Genomic DNA, 23,289 nt, shown 5'->3' with positions numbered 1-23,289 from the left:
ACACACCCAGGGGCGACGGCGTGGGAGGGAGGGGCTCGGTCACGCGCTGAAGTGGCGCGGAATATTCAAGCAGGAGGCCGGCTATGAGCCTGTCCGAGAACACCACGGTCGACGTCAAGAACCTCGTCAACGAAGTCCTCGAAGCCTATCCCGAAAAATCCCGCAAGCGCCGCGCCAAGCACCTGAACGTGCTGGAGGCCGAGGCCAAGGACTGCGGCGTCAAGTCGAACGTCAAGTCCATCCCCGGCGTCATGACCATCCGCGGCTGCGCCTATGCCGGCTCCAAGGGCGTGGTGTGGGGTCCGATCAAGGACATGATCCACATCTCCCACGGGCCCGTGGGCTGCGGCTACTACTCCTGGTCCGGCCGCCGCAACTACTACATCGGCGACACCGGCGTGGACAGCTGGGGCACGATGCACTTCACCTCGGACTTCCAGGAGAAGGACATCGTCTTCGGCGGCGACAAGAAGCTGCACAAGGTCATCGAGGAAATCAACGAGCTGTTCCCGCTGGTGAACGGCATCTCGATCCAGTCGGAATGCCCGATCGGCCTGATCGGCGACGACATCGAGGCGGTCGCCCGCGCCAAGTCGGCGGAAATCGGCAAGCCGGTCATCCCCGTGCGCTGCGAAGGCTTCCGCGGCGTGTCCCAGTCGCTGGGCCACCACATCGCCAACGACGCCATCCGCGACTGGGTGTTCGAGAAGACGGAACCCAAGGCCGGCTTCGTCTCCACCCCCTATGACGTCACCATCATCGGCGACTACAACATCGGCGGCGACGCCTGGTCCTCCCGCATCCTGCTGGAGGAGATCGGCCTGCGCGTGATCGCCCAGTGGTCGGGCGACGGCACCATGGCCGAGCTGGAGAACACGCCCAAGGCCAAGGTCAACCTGATCCACTGCTACCGCTCGATGAACTACATCGCGCGCCACATGGAAGAGAAGTTCAATATTCCGTGGATGGAATACAACTTCTTCGGCCCGAGCCAGATCGCCGAATCCCTGCGCAAGATCGCCGCTCTCTTCGACGACAAGATCAAGGAGAACGCCGAGAAGGTCATCGCCCGCTACCAGCCGATGGTCGATGCGGTCATCGCCAAGTACAAGCCGCGGCTGAACGGCAAGAAGGTCATGATCTACGTCGGCGGCCTGCGTCCCCGCCACGTGGTCGATGCCTACCACGACCTCGGCATGGAGATCATCGGCACCGGCTACGAGTTCGCCCACAACGACGACTATCAGCGCACGCAGCATTACGTGAAGGAAGGCACGCTGATCTACGACGACGTCACCGCGTTCGAACTGGAGAAGTTCGTCGAGGCGATGCGTCCCGACCTCGTCGCGTCGGGCATCAAGGAAAAATACGTGTTCCAGAAGATGGGCCTGCCGTTCCGCCAGATGCACAGCTGGGACTACTCCGGCCCGTACCACGGCTATGACGGCTTCGCGATCTTCGCCCGCGACATGGACTTGGCCATCAACAACCCCGTCTGGGGCGTGATGAAGGCCCCGTTCTGACCATCGGCCTCTGGAACAGGAGAATTTGAGAATGACCGACAAGCTTTCGCAGAGCGCCGACAAGGTCCTCGACCACTACACCCTCTTCCGGCAGCCCGAATATGCGGCGATGTTCGAGAAGAAGAAGACGGAGTTCGAATACGGCCATTCGGACGAGGAAGTCGCCCGCGTCTCCGAATGGACCAAGTCCGAAGAGTACAAGGCGAAGAACTTCGCCCGTGAAGCGGTGGTCATCAACCCGACCAAGGCCTGCCAGCCGATCGGCGCGATGTTCGCCGCCCAGGGCTTCGAAGGCACCCTGCCCTTCGTCCACGGCTCCCAGGGCTGCGTCGCCTATTACCGCACCCATCTGACCCGCCACTTCAAGGAGCCCAACAGCGCGGTCTCCTCGTCGATGACCGAAGACGCGGCGGTGTTCGGCGGCCTGAACAACATGATCGACGGCCTGGCGAACGCCTATGCGCTCTACAAGCCGAAGATGATCGCGGTGATGACCACCTGCATGGCCGAAGTCATCGGCGACGATCTGCAGGGCTTCATCGCCAACGCGAAGAACAAGGAAAGCGTCCCGGCCGACTTCCCGGTTCCCTACGCCCACACCCCGGCCTTCGTCGGCAGCCACATCGTCGGCTACGACAACATGATCAAGGGGATCCTGACCAGCTTCTGGGGCACGTCGGAGAATTTCGACACGCCCAAGACCGAGCAGATCAACCTGATCCCCGGCTTCGACGGTTTCGCCGTCGGCAACAACCGCGAACTGAAGCGCATCGCCGGCGAATTCGGCGTGAAGCTGCAAATCCTGTCCGACGTGTCCGACAATTTCGACACGCCGATGGACGGCGAGTACCGCATGTATGACGGCGGCACCACCATCGAGGAGACCAAGCAGGCCCTGCACGCCAAGGCCACCCTCTCCATGCAGGAATACAACACGAACCAGACCCTGCAATTCTGCAAGGAGAAGGGCCAGGAGGTCGCCAAGTTCAACTACCCGATGGGCGTCACCGCCACCGACGAGCTGCTGCTGAAGCTGGCTGAACTGTCGGGCAAGCCGGTGCCGGCCAGCCTGAAGCTGGAGCGCGGCCGTCTGGTCGACGCCATCGCCGACAGCCACACCCACATGCACGGCAAGCGCTTCGCCGTCTACGGCGACCCGGACTTCTGCATCGGCATGACCCGCTTCCTGCTGGAACTGGGTGCCGAGCCGGTGCACATCCTGTCGACCTCGGGCTCGAAGAAGTGGGAGAAACAGGTCCAGAAGGTGCTGGACGGCTCGCCCTTCGGCGCTTCGGGCAAGGCCTATGGCGGCAAGGACCTGTGGCACCTGCGCTCGCTGATCTTCACCGACAAGGTGGACTACATCATCGGCAACAGCTACGGCAAGTATCTGGAGCGTGACACCAAGGTTCCGCTGATCCGCCTGACCTACCCGATCTTCGACCGCCACCACCACCACCGCTACCCGACTTGGGGCTACCAGGGCGCGCTGAACGTGCTGGTGCGGATCCTGGACCGGATCTTCGAGGACATCGACGCCAGCACCAACATCGTCGGCCAGACCGACTACTCGTTCGACCTGATCCGCTGATCTGAGCGCCGGCGGCACATCGGGCATCGGTTCCAGCCTACCCGCCGGGCCGGGGTTTCCATCCCCCCAGCCCGGCGGCAACTTCCCCAGCCCGGAGAACGTCGGCAACGGCGCTCTCCGGGTTTTTTCATGGCCGACAGCGTCAGCCGTCCCGCAAGGCGAAGCCGACCGCCCGCTCCAGCGCCCGGTCGGCCGCCGCCTGCCAGCCCGCCCTGCTCAACTCGACCGACGCCGGCGGCAGACCGACCGAAGGAGCGGCCACGCCGTCGCGGACAGGGCGGACGCGCAGCAGCAGACGAGGCCGGGCGGAACCGCTCCAATCCGGGCGGCCTTCCAGAACCAGCAGAAGGATTGGGCCGTCGACCGCAGGCGGCCTTTCCTCGTCCTCTCCAGCGTCAGGCGTCATGGGGCGCAGGCCGAGGCGCACCACGGACTTGCCATGGCTTGCGACCTTGCGCGAGACGAAATCGGCCGCCGCATCGCACAGCATCCCGGCCTCCGGCGGCATGGGGCGCTGATCGAGGCCGAGGAAGCGGCAGGCGACGCCGATTTCCCGCCCCGGTTCCTGCGACAGCCGGATCACCGCGCCGTCCTGTGCCGCCAGGGCCGGCAGCGCCGCCACCGCCATCATCCCCGCCATCACCCCCCGGCACCGGCGCCGGCCAATCCGTCCCATCGTCAAATCCCAATTTCTTCGGTCGTCCTGGTACGGCCGGCCACGCCCGCTCCTGCGCGGGTCCCCCACATGTGCGACACCCGACAAGCCCCTGGTGAGGGAAGGCGATTGTCAGCTATCGGACAGGGCCGGGAAACCCGACAATCGTTTTCCGTCAGAGACTTAATGTCTGGCACGCCCCCTGCATCACTCTGCCGCAGAGCCATTTCCGGCGCCAGGATGGGAGAAGCGGGCATGCTCCAGGACAAGATCCAGGACGTCTTCAACGAACCGGGCTGCACGACCAACCAGGCCAAATCGGCCAAGGAGAAGAAGAAGGGCTGCACCAAGTCGCTGAAGCCGGGGGCTGCGGCCGGCGGCTGCGCCTATGACGGCGCGATGATCGTGCTGCAGCCGATCGCCGACGCCGCCCATCTGGTCCATGGCCCGATCGCCTGCCTCGGCAACGCGTGGGACAACCGCGGCACCCGGTCCTCCGGCTCGCAGCTCTACCGCACCGGCTTCACCACCGACCTGTCGGAACTGGACGTCATCGGCGGCGGCGAGAAGAAGCTCTACCGCGCCATCAAGGAGATCGTGCAGCAGTACGACCCGCCGGCCGTCTTTGTCTATCAAACCTGTGTCCCCGCCATGACCGGCGACGACATCGCCGCCGTCTGCAGGTTCGCCTCGCAGAAGCTCGGCAAGCCGGTGATCCCGGTCGACGCCCCTGGCTTCGTTGGCTCCAAAAATCTCGGCAACAAGCTGGCCGGCGAGGCTCTGCTGGAGCATGTCATCGGCACGGTGGAGCCGGACCACACCACCCCCACCGACATCTGCATCATCGGCGAATACAACCTTGCCGGCGAATTGTGGCTGGTCAAGCCGCTGCTGGACGAGATCGGCATCCGCCTGCTGTCCTGCATTTCCGGCGACGGCCGCTACAGGGAGGTGGCCCAGGCCCACCGCGCCCGCGTCACCATGATGGTGTGCAGCCAGGCGCTGGTGAATGTCGGCCGCAAGATGGAGGAGCGCTACGGCATCCCCTATTTCGAGGGGTCCTTCTACGGCGTCTCCGACATGTCGGACAGCCTGCGCACCATGGCCCGCATGCTGGTGGAGCGCGGCGCCGACCGCGGCCTGATCGATCGGGCGGAGGGCGTGATCGCGCGGGAGGAAAGCCGGGTCTGGCGCCGGCTGGAGCCCTACAAGCCGCGCTTCGAGGGCAAGCGCGTCCTGCTGTTCACCGGCGGGGTCAAGAGCTGGTCGATGGTCAGCGCGCTGGAAGGCGCCGGACTGACCATCCTCGGCACCTCGACCAAGAAATCGACCAGGGAGGACAAGGAGCGCATCAAGAAGATGAAGGGCGAGGAGTTCCACCAATGGGACGACCTGAAGCCGCGCGACATCCACAAGATGCTGGTCGACGATCAGGCCGACATCATGATGTCCGGCGGCCGCTCGCAGTTCATTTCCCTGAAGGCCAAGGTTCCCTGGCTCGACATCAACCAGGAGCGCCACCACGCCTATGCCGGCTATGACGGCATCGTCAATCTCTGCGAGGAGATCGACAAGACGCTGTCGAACCCGATCTGGCGTCAGGTCCGCCGGCCGGCGCCGTGGGAATCCGGCCCGTCCTCCACCCTTCTCGCGGCGGAGTGAGGCCGATGTCGCACATCCAGCGCTTCCCCTCGTCCGCCAAGGCCGCTTCCACCAACCCGCTGAAGATGAGCCAGCCGCTGGGCGCGGCGCTCGCCTATCTCGGGGTCGACCGCTGCCTGCCGCTGTTCCATGGCTCGCAGGGCTGCACCGCCTTCGGGCTGGTCCTGCTGGTCCGCCATTTCCGCGAGGCGATCCCGCTGCAGACCACGGCGATGGATCAGGTCTCCACCATCCTCGGCGGCTACGACAATCTGGAACAGGCGATCCGCACCATCGTCGAGCGCAACAAGCCCGCCATGATCGGCGTCGCCACCACCGGCGTGACCGAGACCAAGGGCGAGGACATGGGCGGGCAGTACACGCTGTTCCGCCAGCGCAACCCCGACATCGCCGACACCGCGCTCGTCTTCGCCAACACCCCCGACTTCGCCGGCGGCTTCGAGGACGGCTTCGCCGCCGCCGTCACCGCCATCGTCGAGCGGCTGGTCGAACCCTCGCCCGTGTGCATCCCGACCCAGGTCAACGTGCTGGCCGGCAGCCATCTGTCGCCCGGCGACGTCGAGGAACTGCGCGACATCATCGAAGGCTTCGGCCTGTCGCCGATCCTGCTGCCCGACCTGTCGCTGTCGATGGCGGGGCGCCAGCCGTCCGGCTTCACCGCCACCTCGCTGGGCGGCGTGACGGTGGACCAGATCCGCGCCATGGGCGCCTCGGCCGCCACCATCGTGGTCGGCGAGCATATGCGGGTGGCCGGCAACGCGCTGGAACTGAAGACCGACGTGCCCAGCCATTTCTTCAGCCGGCTGACCGGGCTGGAAGCGACGGACAAGCTGGTCCGGCTGCTGATGGAGCTGTCCGGCAGGCCGGCGCCGGCCCGGCTGCGGCGCCAGCGCGAAAGCCTGGTCGACGCCATGCTGGACGGGCATTTCTTCTACAGCCGCAAGCGCATCGCCGTCGCGCTGGAACCCGACCTGCTCTACGCCGTCGCCGGCTTCCTCGCCGATCTGGGGGCGGAGGTGGTGGCCGCGGTGTCGCCGACGCAGAGCCCGGTGCTGGAGCGGCTGAAGGCCGCCACCGTGATGGTCGGCGACCATTCCGACGTCGAGACGCTGGCACGCGACGCCGACCTGATCGTCTCCAACTCGCATGGGCGGCAAGGAGCGGCGCGGATCGGCGTGCCGCTGCACCGCATGGGCCTGCCGATGTTCGACAGGCTCGGCGCCGGCCTGCGGGTGCAGGTCGGCTACCGCGGCAGCCGCGAGCTGCTGTGCGACATCGGCAACCTGTTCCTCGCCCGCGAGATGGAGCACGGCTCCGAGACCCACGACCACGGGGAAGCCCACGGCTGCGGAGGCGGATCATGCGGATGCAACGCCGTCTGAGCGTGGTGCAGGACCCCCGTCCGACCAAAGGAGGATCGATGAAGGTCGCTTTCTGCACCCAGGACATGCAGCACGTCGATGCGCATTTCGGCTGGGCCAAGAACATCGCCGTCTATCGGGTCGACCGCCAGGGCCATGCCTTTCTGGAGACCTTCCAGTTCGGCGGCTCGATGTTCGAGGACGGCAACGAGGACAAGCTGATCCCCAAGCTGGAGGCGCTGGCCGACGTCGCCATCCTCTATCTGTCGGCCATCGGCGCCTCGGCCGCCGCCCGCGTGGTGGCGAAGAAGATCCATCCGGTGAAGGTCGAGGCCACCGAAACCATCCCGGCCCTGCTCGACAAGCTGGTCCTGACGCTGAACGCCAACCCGCCGCCCTGGCTGCGCAAGGCCTTGGGCGAGACGCCCGAATTCCATTTCGACGAGGAGGAGGTCTGAGCATGGCCCAAGAGAGCGCTGACATCGCCGACGTGTCCGTCGCCGACCAGTTCGTGAAGACGCTGGTCCTGCTTTTCCGTGCCGAGGACAGCTATGGCGCCTGGGAAGGCAAGCCGGACGAGGCCCTGCTCGCCCCCTTCGTCCTGGACAGGGAGGCGCGCGCCGCCATTCCGATCATCGGCGATCCCGATCCCGACACGCTGTGGCGGCTGGAACTGTTCTACAAGGCGGTCGGGCTGATGGTGGAGAAGCAGACCGGCCTGATGGCGTCGCCGATGATGAAGATGAGCCATGAAGGCTTCGGCCGCATGATCCTGACCACCGGCCGGCTGGTGGTGGTGTCGAAGTCGCTGCGCGACGTCCACCGCTTCGGCTTCCCCACCATCGGGAAGCTGGCCGCCGACGGCGCCAAACTGGTCGAGGACGCCGTGGCGCTGATCCGGGACTATCCCGACGTCGCGAATCTCTGAAGCCGGGACCACGACCATGAGCGACATCGACGCCCTGAAGGACGAGATCAGGAAGCTGAACGCCCGCGCCACCCAGAAGAAGATGGATTTGCACGACCTGTCGGAAGAACTTCCGCAGAACTGGCAGAGCATCCTGACGGTGGCGCAGGAAACCTATGACGCCTTCAAGACCCTGACCGAGAAGCGGGCGGCGCTGAAGGCGCTGGAGACGGCGTAACCCCTCCATTTCCGAAGAAGAGCTTAGGCGCGGCCTTTTCCGAGAGGAGCATTCCCATGGCTGAGTTCCTGACCGGCACCACCCGCGGTGGTCAGAGCTGGACCCCGAAATTCGTCCAATCCATCGACCGGAAGCAGTGCATCGGCTGCGGCCGCTGCTTCAAGGTGTGCGGGCGCGGCGTGCTCGACATGATCGGCCTGACCGAGGACGGCGACATCGTCGATGCCTTCGACGACGAGGCCGAGAAGAAGATGATGACCGTCAAGGAAGCCGCCAACTGCATCGGCTGCGAAAGCTGTTCCAAGGTGTGCTCGAAGAGCTGCATCACCCATGCGCCGGTGGCGGCTTAAGCGGGGAAGTTAGCCCCCCACCTATCCTCCCCCGCTGGGCGGGGGAGGGACTGCCGCCACTTTCCCGAAGAAGCGCTTACCCCCTCCCCCGCCCAGCGGGGGAGGGTCGGGGTGGGGGTCTAACCTTCCCCCCATCAGCGAGCACTCAGTACGCGTATTCCTTGAACACCGGATCGACGCTGCCGCCCCACGGGCCGTTGAACTTCTCCAAAAGCTCATCGGCCGGGCTGCGGCCGCTCTCGGCGATCACCTGCAGCGTGTCGAGGAAGTGGGTCTCGTCGTCGCCCCAATTGTCGTTGCGGGCGCGGCGGGCCAAGCCGTCGCGGGCGATCGCCAGCATCTCCAGCGCCACGTTCCGCACCGTTCCATTGCGGAACGTCGTGCGCAGGCCGGACCGCGGCACCTCGGCGCGAAGATGCGCCCGCTCCGCCGTCGTCCAGTCCTTGACCAGATCCCACGCGGCGTCCAGAGCCACCTGATCGTAGAGCAGACCGACCCACAGGGCCGGCAGGGCGCACAGGCTGCGCCACGGGCCGCCGTCGGCGCCGCGCATCTCCAGATACTTCTTCAGCCGCGCTTCCGGGAAGGCGGTGGTGGTGTGGTCGGCCCAGTCGGTGATCAGCGGCAGCTCGCCCGGCAGCGCCGGCAGCTTGCCGTCGAGGAAATCGCGGAAGGACTGGCCGGCGGCGTCGATGTAGACGCCGTCGCGGTAGACGAAGTACATCGGCGTGTCGAGCAGATAATCGACATAGCGTTCGAAGCCGAAGCCGTCCTCGAACACGAAGGGGATATCGCCGGTGCGGTCCGCGTCGGTGTCGGTCCAGATATGGCTGCGGAAGCTCTGGAAGCCGTTCGGCTTGCCCTCGGTGAAGGGGGACATGGCGAACAGGGCGGTCGCGATCGGCTGGAGGGCGAGCGACACCCGGAACTTCTTCACCATGTCGGCTTCGGAGGCGAAGTCCAGGTTCACCTGCACGGTGCAGGTCCGCGTCATCATGTCGAGGCCGAGCGAGCCGACCTTCGGCATGTAGTCGCGCATGATCTTGTAGCGGCCCTTGGGCATCCAGGGGATGTCGTCGCGCGTCCATTTCGGCTGGAAGCCCAGCCCCATCATGGCGATGCCCAGCTCGCCCCCGACCTCCTTCACCTGGCGCAGGTGGCGGTGCACCTCGGCGCAGGTCTGGTGCAGGGTCTCCAGCGGGGCGCCCGACAGCTCGACCTGGCCGCCCGGTTCCAGCGTGATGTTGGCCATGTCCTGGACCAACGCGATGATGTTGCCCTTCTCCTCCACCGGCTGCCAGCCGAAGCGGGTCATGCGGGTCAGCAGTTCGCGGATGCCGTCCGGCCCGTCATAGGGCAGCGGCCGCAGGTCGGAGGTGCGGTAGGCGAATTTCTCGTGCTCGGTTCCGATGCGCCAGTCCGGCGACGGCTTGCAGCCGGATTCGAGATAGGCCGCAAGCTGGCGGTGGTCGGTGATGGGTTCGCCGCGCGTGGTCGGGGGTGCGGACATGAAGTCTCTCGCGGGAAGTGGACGGAGGATCGGCCGGGTGACGGCCGGTTACGGGATCGGCGCGCGGAAAGGCGGACGCCGGTCGCTTCCCCCGGCAGTCCAATCCCCGGTCAAGGACTGCCAGCAAGCCAGCGCCGCCACCACGGCCGTATCGGCCCGCAGGATGCGCGGGCCCAATCCCACCGGTACAACAAAGGGAAGTTTGGCGAATTCGTCAAGTTCCGACTGGTCGAAGCCGCCCTCCGGCCCGACCAGCAGGGCTGCGGGGCCTGCAGGGGCATCGCGCAGCACCTCGGCGATGGGACGGGCCGAGCCGGCCTCGGCGCACAGGTAGAGCCGGCGGTCGGCCGGCCAGCCGGCCAGCACGCGGTCCAGCGGCAGCGCCTCGCCCATCTCCGGCACGCTGAGGCGCTCGCACTGTTCGGCCGCCTCCACCGCGTTGGCGCGCAGCCGGTCGAGGTTGACGCGGTTGGGATCGGTCCGGCGGGTGAAGACCGGCCACAGCCGGGAGACGCCCATCTCCGTCGCCTTTTCGGCGACGAAGTCGATGCGACCCTTCTTCAGCGGGGCGAAGAGAAGCCACAGGTCCGGAGTCGTGTCCTGCTCCCGCCGCTGCTCCGCCACGCTGAGCGAGCACCAGCCCTTGCCGAAACCGTCGATCACCGCCCGCCACTCGCCGTCGCGGCCATTGAAGACGGCGACCGGATCACCACGGTCGAGCCGCAGGACATGGCGCAGGAAATGGGCTCGCTCATGGTCCAGCCCGACCGACTGGCCTTCGGCCAGCGGGCTGTCGACATACAGGCGGGTCTTGATCGGGTCGGCCATGGCTCTCGTCTCCGCGGGGCGGAGCCGACTATAGCCGGCCGCGGGCGTACAAGTCAGCAGATCAGAAACCGGTCAGCTGGGCCGGCGGCGATCGAGCGCACTCCGGCGATCCTCAAGGCCAGGACCAAGACTTCGATCGGATCGTGCCGGGATCAGGCGGCGGCGATGAGGGAATCGATCTGCCGCCGCAGATCGTTGGGCTGGACAGGCTTGTGCAGGATGCGGATCTGCTCCGCCTTGGCGGCGGCCTGCAAATCCGCCCCGGTGTCGCCGGTCAGGATGATGGCCGGAACGGCGGCGTCGCAGGCCTCGCGCACCGCACGCACGGCGGTGATGCCGGACCAGCCGTCGCGCAGCCGATAGTCGGACAGGATCACATCCGGAACCGGACGGCCGGGCAGCTTCGCCAGGACGGTTTCCACGTCCTCGGCGGCAAGCACCTGATAGCCCCAGGTGTCCAGCATGATCTCCATCCCGGCCAATATGATCGACTCATCGTCGATGACGACGGCGAACCGGTCCGGTGTTGCGCTCATGTCCATTTAAGATTGCAAGCCGCTAGGGTTATGGTAAAGAAACAGTATTGGTACGATTTTGGCGCGTGCAAGTCCCGGAACTGCAATTTTCCACAGCCCAGGCCCGGCCTTTTCGCCGCACCTAACACCGGGAAAGACACTTGGCCGGTCGGCGCGTCGCGCTTGCCGCCCGGGCGGCAGCCCGATACCTTCGCCATCATTACCATTCCGACATCTCCATAGCACAGCGGAAACGCCGCCGTCATGCCCACTGCGTCCTCCGGCCCGACTCTTCCCGAGTCCGGCTACACCGATATCCGCCGGGACGGCTGGATCGCCCGCCGGATTCCGGCCAGCCTGCGCCCTTATGTCACGCTGGCGCGTCTCGACCGGCCGATCGGAACATGGCTGCTGCTGTTCCCGTGCTGGTGGAGCCTGGCGCTGGCGATGCCGCAGCCTTTCCGGGATTGGCCGTCGCTGGTCGGGCTGATGGCGCTGTTCGCGGTCGGCGCGGTGCTGATGCGCGGCGCCGGCTGCACCGTGAACGATATCCTGGACCGCAAATTCGACGCGATGGTGGAGCGCACCCGCTCCCGCCCGATCCCGTCGGGACAGGTGTCGGTGCGCCAGGCGCTGGTCTTCCTGCTGGCCCAGCTCCTGGTGTCTCTGCTGATCCTGGTCCAGCTGGGAATGACGGCCATCGGGCTGGGCGTTCTGTCGCTTCTGCTGGTCTTCACCTACCCGCTGATGAAACGGATCACCTGGTGGCCGCAGGCCTTCCTGGGGCTGACCTTCAACTGGGGCGCCCTGATGGGCTGGGCCACCGTTCAGAACGATGTCGGCTGGCCGGCGGTGGCGCTCTATGTGACGGGCGTGGCCTGGACGCTGGGCTACGACACCATCTATGCCCACCAGGACAAGGAGGACGACGCCCGCATCGGCGTGAAGTCCACCGCGTTGCGGCTCGGCGACCAGAGCAAGATCTGGATCTACGGCTTCTACACCCTGACCTATGTCGGCATCGGCATCGCCGGCCGGCTGGCCGGGCTGGGCGGCCTGTTCCTGCCGGTGCTGTCCTTGGCGGCGTTGCAGCTGGCTTGGCAGGTCGCCACATGGCGGCCGGACGATCAGGGCGACTGCCTGGACAAGTTCAAGTCCAACCGCTGGTTCGGCTGGCTGGTGCTGGCGGCGATCCTGGCGGGGAAGCTATAGGGGGGCATCCCGGGGCGGCTTCGACCGCCCCCTCCCGGTACTGGCACAGCGTGAGGCACGCATTTGTGCTTTGTGTGACCTATTGCAATCGAACCGCATCCTTGGCCGTCACTCCCGCAAAGGCGCAGAGGCGCCGGCTTGCAGGTTCGATTGCTGTCGAAGCCAAGTACGCCCCTTATCCGCCGTCATCCCCGCGGAGGCGGGGAACCAGGATTTTCAACACAAGTGCTTGTAAAGGCTGGAGTCCCGCCTTCGCGGGAATGACGGCCGAGGGACGCGCAGATGCGATCCAACGCGACCTAGTTCGAACTCGGGGCTTCTCTCAGCGAGTCACCGATTCCTTCACAGGCTCCTTCGCGGGGATGACGCAGAGTTCATTTGATTCCAGAGACTTACAAAGGTTTGAGGTTTTGTGCGTCACTTAACAAGTGAGCCGGGGTGAGCGATCGAGGCTCACGCTCAAACGGCCGTACAAACGAAAAGAGCGGAGCAAAGCTCCGCCCTTCCCGAAAATCAAATGCGGTTGCACTCAGCGCTCGCTGGTATCGGCCATCTGGGCAACGGAGTTTCCGGAGCCGGGCTTGCGGCTGGGGGCGACGGTGCGGCGGCTGCCGGGACCGGAAAGCTCGGCGACCGTCACCGGAGCCTGGGTGGCATGCGCACCGCCCGGCTTGCGGGACGGCAGCACGGCGACGTCCATGCGCTGCGGCTTCTGCGGAGCATGGGAAGCGACGGCGGTGGTCGGCAGGCTCTGCGGCTTGCGGCCGGGAACCGAGACGCTGTGGCCCTTCTGCGGGTGCAGCGACGCTTCCATCATGCGCGGGCCGTTGACCTTGGCGCGGCCGCGCGGGCTGCTGGCGAAGCCCTGGTCCATGCCGCGGTCGCCGGCATCGAGCACCCGGCCGCCGCGCGGAGCGTCCGATTCGCCGTCCGGCATGATGAAGCCGTAGGCGGCGTAGACGCGCAGCCCCATCTGGTCGGTCGGCTCGTGCCAGACGCGGACGGCGGACCAATCGTTGTTGCTGGACACGTCGACCACCCGCATGCCGCGGCGCAGCCCGTCGCCGTCGATCCAGCTGTGGTCGACCTCGATGGTGCGGCGGTCGATCACCGCGCTGACCAGCGAGACGTGGCCGCGGCGCATGTGGCCGGTGCGCTTGAAGACGAGGACGGAGCCGATGGCCGGGCGGTGTTCGCGGTCATACTGGCCGGCGGCATGATCCCACCAGGTCCAGGCGTCGCCGCGGATCGTGAAGTCGGAGATGGAACGGACCGTACGCACACAATCGCCGTCTTGTGCGGCGGCCGTCGACACGGTAAGGGGGCTCAGCGCGATCAAAGCCGCAAGCGAAAGGCCGATGGCGGTTCCCCTCTGCCGCATGACTCCCCCAATCCTTCTGTTTTCCCCTGGTTGGAACGGGTAACACGGGTTCGCAGCTGTGTCTACACCGTTTGAATTATGTAACATTGATAAGCCATCGCCGGCCGTCCTCCCAACAGCGGAGCCCCTTGGGAAACCTCGTATGAACAACGCATCCCCGCCAGATTTCGTCCGCGACAACACGACGCTGACGACCACGCCGCTGCTGCCGGAAATCCAGCTTCATCTTGCCACCGAGGTCACGCCACTGTGGCAGGCAACCGAGGAGACCTTGGCCGCCACAAATTTGCCACCGCCGTACTGGGCCTTCGCTTGGCCGGGCGGACAGGCAGTGGCACGGCTCCTGCTCGACCGGCCGGAGCTGGTGGCCGGCAAGTCGGTGCTCGATTTTGCCGCAGGGACCGGGCTGGTCGGCATCGCCGCGATGAAGGCGGGCGCGGCGCGGGTGCAGTCCTGCGACATCGACCGCTTCTCGCTGGCGGCCATCGCGCTGAACGCCGAGGCCAACGGGGTGGAGGTCAAGACGGTCAGCGCCGATCTGGTCGGCCGCCCGCTGCCGGGCATCGACGTGGTGCTGGCCGGCGACGTCTGCTACGAGAAGCCGATGGCGGAGCGGGTCACGGCCTGGCTGCGCGGGGTCGCCGCCACCGGCACGCTGGTGCTGCTGGGCGATCCCGGCCGCGCCTATGTCCCCACCGGCGGGATCGAGAGGGTGGCGCGCTACACCGTCCCGACCTCGCTGGAGCTGGAGGACCGGGAGGTCCGCGAGACGACGATCTGGCGCCTGCTGCCTGACGCCTGACCGGGTCGATCTAACGATTGAGGCGGGAGACGGCGAGACGCAAGTCGGCCAGGAAGGTCGGCTGTTCCACCAGTTGGCCGCGCAGCAGGTAGCTGGGATGGAAGGTCGGCACCACCTCCACCCCCTCCAGCAGGCGGCAGGGCAGCACCTTGCCGCGCAGCTGCAGGATCCCGTTCTCGCCCGTCAGCGCCCAGGTCGGCGTGCGGCCCAACGCCACGATCACCGACGGACGGTACTCGGCCAGTGTGGCGCGCAGATGCTCGATTTCCCCAGCGAATTCGGCCAGCAGCCGGTCCGACGTGCCGAAGGCGCCCCAGCTCTCGTCGATCTCGCGCCCCTCCTTGCGGGCGCGGGCGCGCGAGGAGAAGAAATGCCCCACCTTGTTGCCCGGCGGCTGGTAGCGGAAGACGTTGGCGACCAGGCATTCCGCCCGCTCGATCCCGACGGCCGCCAGCGATTCGTCCAGCAGCTTGCCGCTGCGGCCGACGAAGGGTTTGCCCAGCCGCGCCTCCTCGGCCCCCGGTGCCTCGCCGACGATGGCCAGCCGCGGCCCGTCCACCGGCTTGGTTGGGTGCTGGTAGTCGGCGAAGGGCATGTCGCTGCGCAGGTCTGTCATCGGATCGCTTCCCAAAAGTGCATCTGTCGGTCGCAGGCAGGATGCCGGGGTTGCCGAAGCACCGGCCCGATCCCAAGCTTGTAAGGCGGTAGGCTTCTAACCCAGACCGCCGCCACCCTCAACAATGGCCGCCAACTGGGGCCGCCAACTGGGGCCACCAACAAGGGAGACACCGGGATGACACCACAGGCGCCGACGACGCAGGAACTGGCGGCCAAGACCTGCGAGCCCTGCCGCGGCGGGATACCGCCGATGGACCGGGCGATGGCCGCCTCCTATCTGGTGCAGGTGCCGGGCTGGGTCCTGAAGGAGGATCCCGACCGCATCGAACGCGACTTCAAGTTCCCCGACTTCGCCCAGGCCCAGGCCTTCGCCCACCAGGTCGGCACCCTCTGCGAGGCGGAAGGCCACCATGCCGAGATCCGTTACGGCTGGGGCCACTGCTCCGTCGCCTTCTGGACCCACAAGATCAAGGGCTTGCACGAAAACGACTTCGTCATGGCCGCCAAGGTCAACGGGTTGGCCGACGCGCCCTATGTGCCGGCGTCGGTGGGCACCCCGCCGCCGCCCTATGTCCAGGGGGCATAGTCAGCCGATACTTACCCCCACAGCTCCGCGACCGGCGGCTGGACCACCGCGCCGTCATAGACCAGCCCCGGTTCGCGGTCGCGGGCCAGCAGCAGCGGACCGTCCAGGTCGACATAGCGCGTGCCCTGCCCCACCAGCATCGCCGGGGCCATGGCGAGCGAGGTGGCGACCATGCAGCCGACCATCACCTCGAAGCCCAGGACATGGGCGGCCCGGGTCATGGCCAGCGCCTCGGTCAGGCCGCCGGTCTTGTCCAGCTTGACGTTCACCACTTGATAGAGCCCGCGCAGCCGCTCCAGCGAGCCCAGCCCGTGGCAGGACTCGTCGGCACCGAGCGGCACCGGACAATCGATGCCGCGCAAGACCTCGTCCTGGCCGGCGGGCAGCGGCTGCTCGATCATCTCGACGCCCAGCCCGGCGAGCACCGGGGCGAAGCGGTGCAACTGGTCCAGCGTCCAGCCCTCGTTGGCGTCGACCACCAGCCGGGCGGCGGGCGCGGCGGCGCGGACGGCGCGGACCCGGTCGAGATCGCCCTCCCCCGTCAGCTTCATCTTCAGCAGCGGATGGCGCGGCGCCCGGTCGCGGGCCGCCGCGGCCATGGCGTCCGGCTCGTCGACGCTCAGCGTGTAGCAGGTGACCAGCGGCCCCGGCGGCTCGGCCAGCCCGGCCAGCGTCCAGGCGGGCACGCCGCTGCGCTTGGCCTCCAGGTCCCACAGGGCGCAGTCCAGCGCGTTGCGAGCGGCGCCGGCCGGCATCAACCGGGCCAGCGCCGCACGGTCGAGGCCACCGGCAAACAACTCGGCCATCGCCTCCAGCGCGGCGACGACCCCGTCGACGCTTTCGCCATAGCGGGCATAGGGCACGCATTCGCCGCGGCCGCGATGGCGGCCGTCGCTCACCTCCGCCACCACCACCGCGGCTTCGGTCTTGGCGCCGCGCGAGATGCGGAAGGCGCCGCGGATGGGAAAGCTCTCTCGGTAAACGGTAAGCTGTTGGGTGGGCATGATCGCGACCCCCGGAACGGAACAGGGCCGGGAGTGTATCCCGGCCCCGGCCCCGAAGGCGACAGGCTTGGAAGCGGCAGGTTCACCGCTCCTGGACGATGACCCCGTACCAGCCGAGCCCCTTGTAGGTCTCGTAACCCGGCGTCAGGGCGTAGCCGACCAGACGGCCCTTGTCGTCGGAGTAATGGCCCATGCTGCCGGAATTGCGGCGCAGCGGAACCGTCTCGGTCAAGAGGCCGCGGCCGTCGGACGAGGCGATGACCCGGTGGCGGGCGTCGAGCAGCAGGCAGCGCGACTTCTCGCGCTCCCCGGCCTCCAACCGGACGCCCTCGACCACCGCGGCGGCCTGCGGTTCCCAGTCGAAGAAGATGCCGAGCACGCCGATGGCGTCGCCATCCGATTCGCCATCGCGGCGGATGGCGGTGGCATAGGTGGCGACGACACGGTCGTCCAGGCCGCGGTTGCGGGCGACGTCGCCGACGGTGAACTCGCCGCCGTTGCGTGTGGCCAGCGCCTGCCGGAACCACGGCTCGTCGGACACGTTGGCGCCGCGGGCGCCGGGATAGCGGTCCGGCCGGCCGTTGGCGATGACGGTGCCGTTGCGGTCGGCGATCCAGAGGTCGAGATAGACCGTGTAGGATTCCAGGATCACGCCCAGCCGGCGCGAGGCATGGCGGCGCGCCGCCTCGGTCGGATCGGCGACGCAATCGACCACGGCGCTGTCGGTGGCCCACCAGCGCACGTCGCAGGACCGCTCATACAGGTTGCGGTCGATGATCTCGATCATGTTCAGCGACAGGTCGGCCAGCCGCTTGCCGTGCATCTCCTGCACCATGGCGCTGCCGGTGGTGGTCAGGTGGTCGACGCGCGCCACGATCTCCGACCGCAGCTCCTTGGTGATGCTGTTCACCTGTGTCGAGATCTCCGACACCTCGTTGGCGACGACGGCGAAGCCGCGCCCGGCGTCGCCGGCCCGTGCCGCCTCGATCAGGGCGTTCATGGCCAGCATCTTGGTGCGCCGGGTGATGTCCTCGATCAAGGACACCTTCTTCGAGGCAACATCCAGCACGCCCCGCGACAGCTCGAACAGATCGGTGCCCGCCATGCTCATCGTCTTGTCCCCCGTCATGACCGTCCCTGTTTCCCCCTCATCAAAAGCCGTGCCAATGGTCGCCGGGTCACGGCCATCCGCCCGCCCCTCCCGATTTCCGCGGCAGTTGGCCGCGGATGATGTCCGCCCCCCTGATCTTCCAGCAGGATCCGCCGGCTAAGGTGCTGAAACGGCAGGCATGCTGGCGCCGGGTTGCTCAATGGGCTGCGAACTTGTCATTGGCATGACAGTCTTGTTGCCGAAACGTAATACGAATTCTCGCAAAATTCGCAATAAAAATTCTTATTAGCCACCAAAGACGCCAGATCAATTCCGCATTGCAAAAACCCATGCACATGCCGTGCACATTCGCCGGGCAGTTGATGCCGCCCACACCGACGCACCGCAAAAAGCGCCATCAGGCGACGCGGTGCATTTCGTCCAGGAAATGCTGCACCTCGCGGGTCAGGCGGTCGGCCTCCGCAGCCATCCGCTCGGACGCGGCGAACACCTCGTGCGCGGTGCCGCTGGTGCGGCCGGCGGCGTCGGTGACGTCGCGGATGTCGTCGGACACCGCGCGGGTGCCGGCGGCGGCCTGCTCCATGTTGACGACGATCTCGCGCACGGCGGAACCCTGCTGCTCGATCCCGGCGCTGATGCCGGCGGCGATCCGGTTGATGGCGTCGATGGTGCGGCCGATCCCGACGATGGCGGCCACCGCCTCGTCGGTGGAGGACCGGATGCCGGCGATCTGGGCGGTGATGTCGCCGGTGGCCCTGGCGGTCTGGTCGGCCAGCCGCTTGACCTCCTGCGCCACCACGGCGAAGCCCTTGCCGGCCTCGCCGGCACGGGCGGCCTCGATGGTGGCGTTCAGCGCCAGCAGGTTGGTCCGGCCGGCGATGTCGTCGATCAGGGTGACGACCTCGCCCACCGTGCGCGCGGCGCCCGACAGGGTGCCGACCAGCGCGTTGGACCGTTCGGCCTCTCCGGCGGCGTCTTCCGCCACCTGGGCGACCTCGCCGATCTGGCGCGCGATCTCGGTGATGGAGGCGGACAGTTCCTCGGTCGCGGTGGCGACGCTGCCGACATTGCTGCCGGTCTGGGCGGCGGAGGCCGCGACCGACGACGCCTTGCCGGTCGCCTGGGTCGCATCCGTCTCCATGCTGCGGGCGGAGACCTCCAGCCGGTGGGCGGTGTCCGCCACCTCGCCGCAGACGCTCTGGATCTGGCCTTCGAAGCGCCGCGTCACGCCGGCGAAGCCCGCGACCTTCTGCGAGATGCTCTCGGTCGCGGCATTGATGGTGCGGCTGGCGTGCAGGAAGCCGCCCTGCATGCCGCGCAGCACGATTCGGCGGAAATACTTGTGTTCCGAGACCACATGCATGGAGGCGGTGGCCTCGCGCACGAAGGCGTCGATGCGGTCGATGGCGTCGTTGGTGGCGTGCATCAGCTCGCCCAGCGCCCCGCCCTCGCGGATGCCGATCACCCGCGCCTCGAAATCGCCAGCGGCGATCGCTTGGTTCACGCCGACCAACTGATCGATCACCGCGCCGGCACGGCGCAGGAACAGCATCGTGCCGCCCAGCGCCGCCATGCTGGCTACGGCAAGCCCGGCACGCAGGGCGATCCCGCCGATTTCCAGCAGATCGACCGCCAGCAGCACCGCCAGCGCGACCCCGCCCAGACCGGCCAGGCCGCCGGCCTTCGCCAGGGACGATGGCCCCGGAGACGATGGCCCCGGAGACGATGGCCCCGGAGACGATGGCCGAGAGGACGATGGCCCGGAGGACGGCGGCTTAAAGGGAGAAGACGAATTCGTCATACCCGATCCCCTGTTCCGCCAGCAGGGCGAGGACGGCGGCGTAGCCCGCCTCCATCCCCTGCTTGCGGTCGGCGTGGCTGTTCTCGATGTCCAGAAGCCGCCGGTAGAGCGGAACGACCTTGTCCAGCGCCGAGCGCTCCGGCACCCGGCGGGAGGAATGGTAGCCGATCACCCGGCCCTCGGCGTCGAAACTGGGGGTGACATGGGCGAAGACCCAGTAATGGTCGCCGTTGCGGGCCCGGTTCACGACATAGGCGAAAATCTCCGTCCCCGCCGCCAGACTGTCCCACAGCAGCTTGAAGACGCAGCGCGGCATGTCGGGATGGCGGACGATGGAGTGGGGAGCGCCCATCAGGTCGGCCTCGCCATAGCCGGCGACCCGCTGGAACACCCGGTTCGCATAGGTGATCCGGCCCTTCAGGTCGGTCTTGGAAACGATGACTTCATCCGGGTCGAAGAAGCGTTCCACCCCCGTCAGGGGAACGTCGCGTCGTGCCATGTGCCTTCCGGCCTCCCGCTTCCCAGACCCGCAAGGTCATGCATGCGCCCGATCGCGGCGAGAACCGGCGGCGCAGACGGACGATGTCCGGTTCGACAGGCCGCGCGATGCCCCGCACCGCGGGCGCCGCAACGAAATGCACCTTAATGTGACGGAAGCCGACGGGAAAGACCCTACCCATTGCGGTGGCGAAATATTTGGGTGGCCATCATCCCATCGGTCGCATTTTCCGTGCACCGCCTCTCACTCCGGCGGATAGGGGATGACCAGCAGCCGGTCGGCCGGCGGGTCGTCCACCGTCACCACCGTGCCGTCGGGCCAGCGCACCTCGATCTGCTCCACCTGGTGCAGCGGACCCAGCCCGAAATGGGCGACCGGCTCGCCTTGGCAGAGATAGCCGGAGCCGGCGCAGACCGCCCGGCGCTGGCGGCGCCCGCCGGCACTCAGGCTGACCACGGCACCGCGGGCCGGTGCGCCGAAGGGGGTCAGCGGCTGCACGCGCAGCCAGCCGTTGTTGGACGCTGCCGGGCGATAGACGGACAGCGGCTGCGCGGCGCCGTCCGGCGCGCCATGGGTGTTGCCGTGCGCCAGCACCAGTTCCAGCCGGCCATCGCCGTCGATGTCGGCGGCAATCGCACCGGTGCCCAGCCCCTTCGGCTCGGCCGCGTCGCCGAGCTCCAGCTCCTGCCACTGGTCGTTGCGCCAGCCGAACAGGCGGTTGGGCTCGCCATGGGCGTGGAAGAACAGCTCCTCGTAGCCGTCATTGTCGAAATCGGCGGCGACGACGGTGAAGATGCGGCCGGGCATCGACAGGTCGGCATTGGCCGATTCGATGAAGCTGCCGCCCATGCGCTGGTGGAACAGGCGCTGCGCCCCGTCCCAGGTGCCGACCGCCAGATCGAACAGCCCGTCGCCGTCGACATCCAGCGCCGTGACCGCCCGGCCGGACGGGCGCGAATCGGCGATGCCGCGCTCCTCGGCGATCTCCTCGAAATTGCCGTCGCCCAGGTTGCGGAACAGCTGGTTGGGACCGCCGTCGTTGACCGTCACCACATCCATGTGGTCGGAGACGATGGGCAGGACGGTGACGCCGCGCGCGGCACCGATCGAGTCCAGCCCGGCCTCCTCGGCCCCGTCCTCCAGCCGGCCGCGCCGGGTCAGCTCGTAGAGGCGCAAGGGGCCGCCGTCGGTCGCCACCAGGAAGCCGTAGCGGCCATGGCCCCAGCGGTCGACCGCCGCCACCGCGCCGGCCGCGGTGTGGTTGGCCGCGCCGGCATTCTCCGCCTGCGCGAACAGGTCGAGCCAATGCTTGCCGAAACAGGCGAACAGCCGGTCGGCCATGTCCTTCGCGCCGGTGGTACGGTCGCTGTTGACGATGTAAAGCTCCTCCCGCCCATCGCCGTCGACGTCGGCGGCGGCCAGACCCAGCGCCGGACCGGTGGGGTCGGCGAGCGAGGGATCGGCGACATCGACCAGACGGCCGTCGACCCATTTCAGGACGAGGTTGGCGGTGCGATAGCCGGCCACGACCAGCTCGAGGGCGCCGTCGCCGTCGATGTCCGTGACCGCAATCCCGTTCGACGGCCGCGGCGGGTTCTCGGCGATCAGCGACGAGCAATCGAGGAACATCGGCACCCTCTTGTCCCGTGGTCGGTCGACCGCGCCGGCACCCGTCCGGCGTCCGGGCCGGCCCTTGGGCAGGCCGTTGGAGCCATTGGGCTTTCGTGCGGTGTATCCTTGTTGATACCCCGTCCCCGCCCGGCCGTAAACCCGGACGGAGGATCAGCGACGGCCTATGTCCGATGCCGCACCCTGCCCTGCACCCGGCCCGCCCCCGCCGCCGTCCGGCGCCGCGGCCTCCGGAAACGGAAATCCCCCCGGCGCGGCGGCACCGGAGGGATTTCCCAATGGTCGAAGGCCGGTTTCGCTCAGATGCGCTTCTTCCCGCCGGCATTGCCGACGGCACCGCCGGCCGGGCGCTTGGTCGCGGCATCGTCGTTGCCGGCCGGCTTGTCGCCCGGCTTGGTCGCCGCGGCGGCCTTGGCCTGCTCACGGGCCGGCAGTTCGATGTTGACCTCCAGCGTCGAGCAGTCGCCGCCGCGGTCGAGCTTCACCTCGACCTTGTTCTCGTCGATGTTGACGTATTTGGCGATGACCGCCAGCAGTTCCTGCTGGAGCATCGGCAGATAGTCGGGGCCGCTGCGGCCGGCGCGTTCATGCGCCATGACGATCTGCAGGCGTTCCTTGGCCTGGACCGCCGAGGCGCGGGGTGCCGCGCGAAAGAAGTTGAAGATGCTCATGCGCTCCTCCGCAGGAGCCGGCTGAACAGGCCCTTCTTCTGGGGGGTGACGAAGCGATGCTCGATGTCCTCGCCGAGGAAGCGGCCGACGGCGTCCGAATAGGCCAGCCCGGCGTTGGAGGCTTCGTCGAGGATCACCGGCATGCCGACGTTGGAGGCGCGCAGCACCGCCTGGCTTTCCGGGATGACGCCGAGCAGCGGGATCGCCAGGATCTCCAGCACGTCGTCGACCCTCAGCATCTCGCCCTTCTCGACGCGCTCGGGATCGTAGCGGGTCAGCAGCAGCTGCTGGGTCACCGGCTCCAGCCCCTGCTCCGCCCGGCGGGAGCGCGAGTTCAGCACGCCCAGGATGCGGTCGCTGTCGCGCACCGACGACACTTCGGGGTTGGTGACGATGATCGCGTGGTCGGCGAAATAGAGCGACATCAGGGCGCCGCGCTCGATGCCGGCCGGGCTGTCGCACAGGATGTAGTCGAATTCCTTCGACAGCTCGTTCAGCACCTTCTCCACCCCCTCGCGGGTCAGCGCGTCCTTGTCGCGCGTCTGCGAGGTCGGGAGGATGTACAGGTTCTCGATCCGCTTGTCCTTGATCAGCGCCTGGTTCAGCTTCGCTTCGCCGTTGATGACGTTGATGAAGTCGAACACCACCCGGCGCTCGCAACCCATCACCAGGTCCAGGTTGCGCAGGCCAACGTCGAAATCGATGACGACCGTCTTGAAGCCGCGAAGCGCCAGCCCGGTCGCGAAGGCTGCGGACGAGGTCGTCTTGCCGACACCGCCCTTGCCGGAGGTCATGACGATGATCTTGCTCAACGAAGCCTCTCCCATAATCCCAA

General features: G+C 67.4%; 24 protein-coding genes. 11 read left to right on the top strand and 13 right to left on the bottom strand.

Annotated elements, in window-relative coordinates:
- Positions 1-83 precede the first annotated feature (83 nt).
- Both nifD and nifK read left to right on the top strand, forming a co-directional pair.
- Positions 84-1,523, top strand: a complete 1,440-nt coding sequence (gene nifD / locus JHL17_RS27900; protein ID WP_200197918.1) for a nitrogenase molybdenum-iron protein alpha chain — start codon at positions 84-86, stop codon at positions 1,521-1,523.
- 31 nt (positions 1,524-1,554) lie between these two features.
- A complete protein-coding gene (gene nifK, locus JHL17_RS27895) occupies positions 1,555-3,114 on the top strand; it encodes a nitrogenase molybdenum-iron protein subunit beta (protein WP_200197917.1) in 1,560 nt (519 codons plus the stop codon).
- Between the two features lie 142 nt (positions 3,115-3,256).
- Here the strand turns inward: nifK and JHL17_RS27890 are convergent, their stop codons facing one another.
- Positions 3,257-3,790, bottom strand: a complete 534-nt coding sequence (locus JHL17_RS27890; protein ID WP_200197916.1) for a hypothetical protein — start codon at positions 3,788-3,790, stop codon at positions 3,257-3,259.
- 234 nt (positions 3,791-4,024) lie between these two features.
- On the opposite strand from JHL17_RS27890, the gene nifE reads away from it, so the two are divergent.
- From nifE to fdxB, 6 genes are read left to right on the top strand one after another with little or no spacing between them, the layout of a single operon-like run.
- Complete coding sequence (gene nifE, locus JHL17_RS27885; protein ID WP_200197915.1) at positions 4,025-5,431, top strand: nitrogenase iron-molybdenum cofactor biosynthesis protein NifE; 1,407 nt, start codon at positions 4,025-4,027, stop codon at positions 5,429-5,431.
- Between the two features lie 5 nt (positions 5,432-5,436).
- Complete coding sequence (gene nifN, locus JHL17_RS27880; RefSeq protein WP_200197914.1) at positions 5,437-6,813, top strand: nitrogenase iron-molybdenum cofactor biosynthesis protein NifN; 1,377 nt, start codon at positions 5,437-5,439, stop codon at positions 6,811-6,813.
- 38 nt (positions 6,814-6,851) lie between these two features.
- Entirely contained in the window at positions 6,852-7,250 is a 399-nt protein-coding gene (nifX, locus tag JHL17_RS27875; RefSeq protein WP_200197913.1) for a nitrogen fixation protein NifX, read from the top strand.
- A 2-nt stretch (positions 7,251-7,252) separates the two neighbouring features.
- Positions 7,253-7,720, top strand: coding sequence for a NifX-associated nitrogen fixation protein (locus JHL17_RS27870; RefSeq protein WP_200197912.1), 468 nt, complete (start codon positions 7,253-7,255; stop codon positions 7,718-7,720).
- 16 nt (positions 7,721-7,736) lie between these two features.
- Positions 7,737-7,937, top strand: coding sequence for a CCE_0567 family metalloprotein (locus JHL17_RS27865; protein ID WP_200197911.1), 201 nt, complete (start codon positions 7,737-7,739; stop codon positions 7,935-7,937).
- Between the two features lie 56 nt (positions 7,938-7,993).
- Entirely contained in the window at positions 7,994-8,287 is a 294-nt protein-coding gene (gene fdxB, locus JHL17_RS27860; protein WP_200197910.1) for a ferredoxin III, nif-specific, read from the top strand.
- Positions 8,288-8,432: 145 nt separating this feature from the next.
- Here fdxB and JHL17_RS27855 read toward each other — a convergent pair whose 3' ends face one another.
- The 3 genes from JHL17_RS27855 to JHL17_RS27845 all read right to left on the bottom strand — a co-directional run bounded on the left by JHL17_RS27855 (position 8,433) and on the right by JHL17_RS27845 (position 11,161).
- Positions 8,433-9,797 carry a glutamate--cysteine ligase gene (locus JHL17_RS27855; protein ID WP_200197909.1) on the bottom strand — a complete coding sequence of 455 codons (1,365 nt, stop codon included), beginning with the start codon at positions 9,795-9,797 and terminating at the stop codon, positions 8,433-8,435.
- Between the two features lie 48 nt (positions 9,798-9,845).
- A complete protein-coding gene (locus tag JHL17_RS27850) occupies positions 9,846-10,625 on the bottom strand; it encodes a 16S rRNA (uracil(1498)-N(3))-methyltransferase (protein ID WP_200197908.1) in 780 nt (259 codons plus the stop codon).
- A gap of 152 nt (positions 10,626-10,777) precedes the next feature.
- Positions 10,778-11,161 carry a response regulator gene (locus JHL17_RS27845; protein WP_247893865.1) on the bottom strand — a complete coding sequence of 128 codons (384 nt, stop codon included), beginning with the start codon at positions 11,159-11,161 and terminating at the stop codon, positions 10,778-10,780.
- Positions 11,162-11,404: 243 nt separating this feature from the next.
- Here JHL17_RS27845 and ubiA point away from each other — a divergent pair, with 243 nt between their 5' ends.
- Positions 11,405-12,352, top strand: coding sequence for a 4-hydroxybenzoate octaprenyltransferase (gene ubiA / locus JHL17_RS27840; protein WP_200197906.1), 948 nt, complete (start codon positions 11,405-11,407; stop codon positions 12,350-12,352).
- A 529-nt stretch (positions 12,353-12,881) separates the two neighbouring features.
- On the opposite strand, the gene JHL17_RS27835 is transcribed toward ubiA, so the two are convergent.
- The gene (locus JHL17_RS27835; protein WP_345773891.1) at positions 12,882-13,634 is read right to left on the bottom strand and encodes a CHAP domain-containing protein; all 753 of its coding nucleotides are present in this window, start codon (positions 13,632-13,634) and stop codon (positions 12,882-12,884) included.
- Positions 13,635-13,875: 241 nt separating this feature from the next.
- Here JHL17_RS27835 and JHL17_RS27830 point away from each other — a divergent pair, with 241 nt between their 5' ends.
- Positions 13,876-14,535 (top strand): class I SAM-dependent methyltransferase, encoded by a 660-nt coding sequence (locus tag JHL17_RS27830; protein ID WP_200197904.1) that lies wholly within the window; start codon positions 13,876-13,878, stop codon positions 14,533-14,535.
- A gap of 10 nt (positions 14,536-14,545) precedes the next feature.
- Here JHL17_RS27830 and JHL17_RS27825 read toward each other — a convergent pair whose 3' ends face one another.
- Positions 14,546-15,151, bottom strand: coding sequence for a uracil-DNA glycosylase (locus JHL17_RS27825; protein WP_200197903.1), 606 nt, complete (start codon positions 15,149-15,151; stop codon positions 14,546-14,548).
- 177 nt (positions 15,152-15,328) lie between these two features.
- Here JHL17_RS27825 and JHL17_RS27820 point away from each other — a divergent pair, with 177 nt between their 5' ends.
- On the top strand, positions 15,329-15,739 hold the full coding sequence (locus tag JHL17_RS27820; RefSeq protein WP_200197902.1) for a 4a-hydroxytetrahydrobiopterin dehydratase: 411 nt from the start codon (positions 15,329-15,331) through the stop codon (positions 15,737-15,739).
- 11 nt (positions 15,740-15,750) lie between these two features.
- Here JHL17_RS27820 and dgcA read toward each other — a convergent pair whose 3' ends face one another.
- The 7 genes from dgcA to minD form a co-directional block, all read right to left on the bottom strand.
- The gene (dgcA, locus tag JHL17_RS27815) at positions 15,751-16,743 is read right to left on the bottom strand and encodes an N-acetyl-D-Glu racemase DgcA (protein WP_200197901.1); all 993 of its coding nucleotides are present in this window, start codon (positions 16,741-16,743) and stop codon (positions 15,751-15,753) included.
- A gap of 82 nt (positions 16,744-16,825) precedes the next feature.
- Positions 16,826-17,872 carry a methyl-accepting chemotaxis protein gene (locus JHL17_RS27810; protein ID WP_247893864.1) on the bottom strand — a complete coding sequence of 349 codons (1,047 nt, stop codon included), beginning with the start codon at positions 17,870-17,872 and terminating at the stop codon, positions 16,826-16,828.
- A 379-nt stretch (positions 17,873-18,251) separates the two neighbouring features.
- Positions 18,252-19,496, bottom strand: coding sequence for a methyl-accepting chemotaxis protein (locus tag JHL17_RS37750; protein ID WP_345773890.1), 1,245 nt, complete (start codon positions 19,494-19,496; stop codon positions 18,252-18,254).
- Positions 19,497-19,629: 133 nt separating this feature from the next.
- Positions 19,630-20,154 (bottom strand): PAS domain-containing protein, encoded by a 525-nt coding sequence (locus JHL17_RS27800; protein WP_200197899.1) that lies wholly within the window; start codon positions 20,152-20,154, stop codon positions 19,630-19,632.
- Positions 20,155-20,397: 243 nt separating this feature from the next.
- Complete coding sequence (locus JHL17_RS27795; RefSeq protein ID WP_200197898.1) at positions 20,398-21,783, bottom strand: CRTAC1 family protein; 1,386 nt, start codon at positions 21,781-21,783, stop codon at positions 20,398-20,400.
- A gap of 299 nt (positions 21,784-22,082) precedes the next feature.
- Positions 22,083-22,454: a cell division topological specificity factor MinE gene (minE, locus tag JHL17_RS27790; protein WP_200197897.1), complete on the bottom strand. Its 372-nt coding sequence runs from the start codon at positions 22,452-22,454 to the stop codon at positions 22,083-22,085.
- The gene (gene minD, locus JHL17_RS27785) at positions 22,451-23,266 is read right to left on the bottom strand and encodes a septum site-determining protein MinD (protein ID WP_200197896.1); all 816 of its coding nucleotides are present in this window, start codon (positions 23,264-23,266) and stop codon (positions 22,451-22,453) included. The genes minE and minD overlap by 4 nt, the downstream gene beginning before the upstream one ends.
- Positions 23,267-23,289 lie beyond the last annotated feature (23 nt).

This window comes from Azospirillum endophyticum (genome assembly GCF_016595245.1).
Taxonomy (GTDB): Bacteria; Pseudomonadota; Alphaproteobacteria; order Azospirillales; family Azospirillaceae; genus Azospirillum; species Azospirillum endophyticum.
This window is presented reverse-complemented; position numbering and strand designations above follow the sequence as displayed.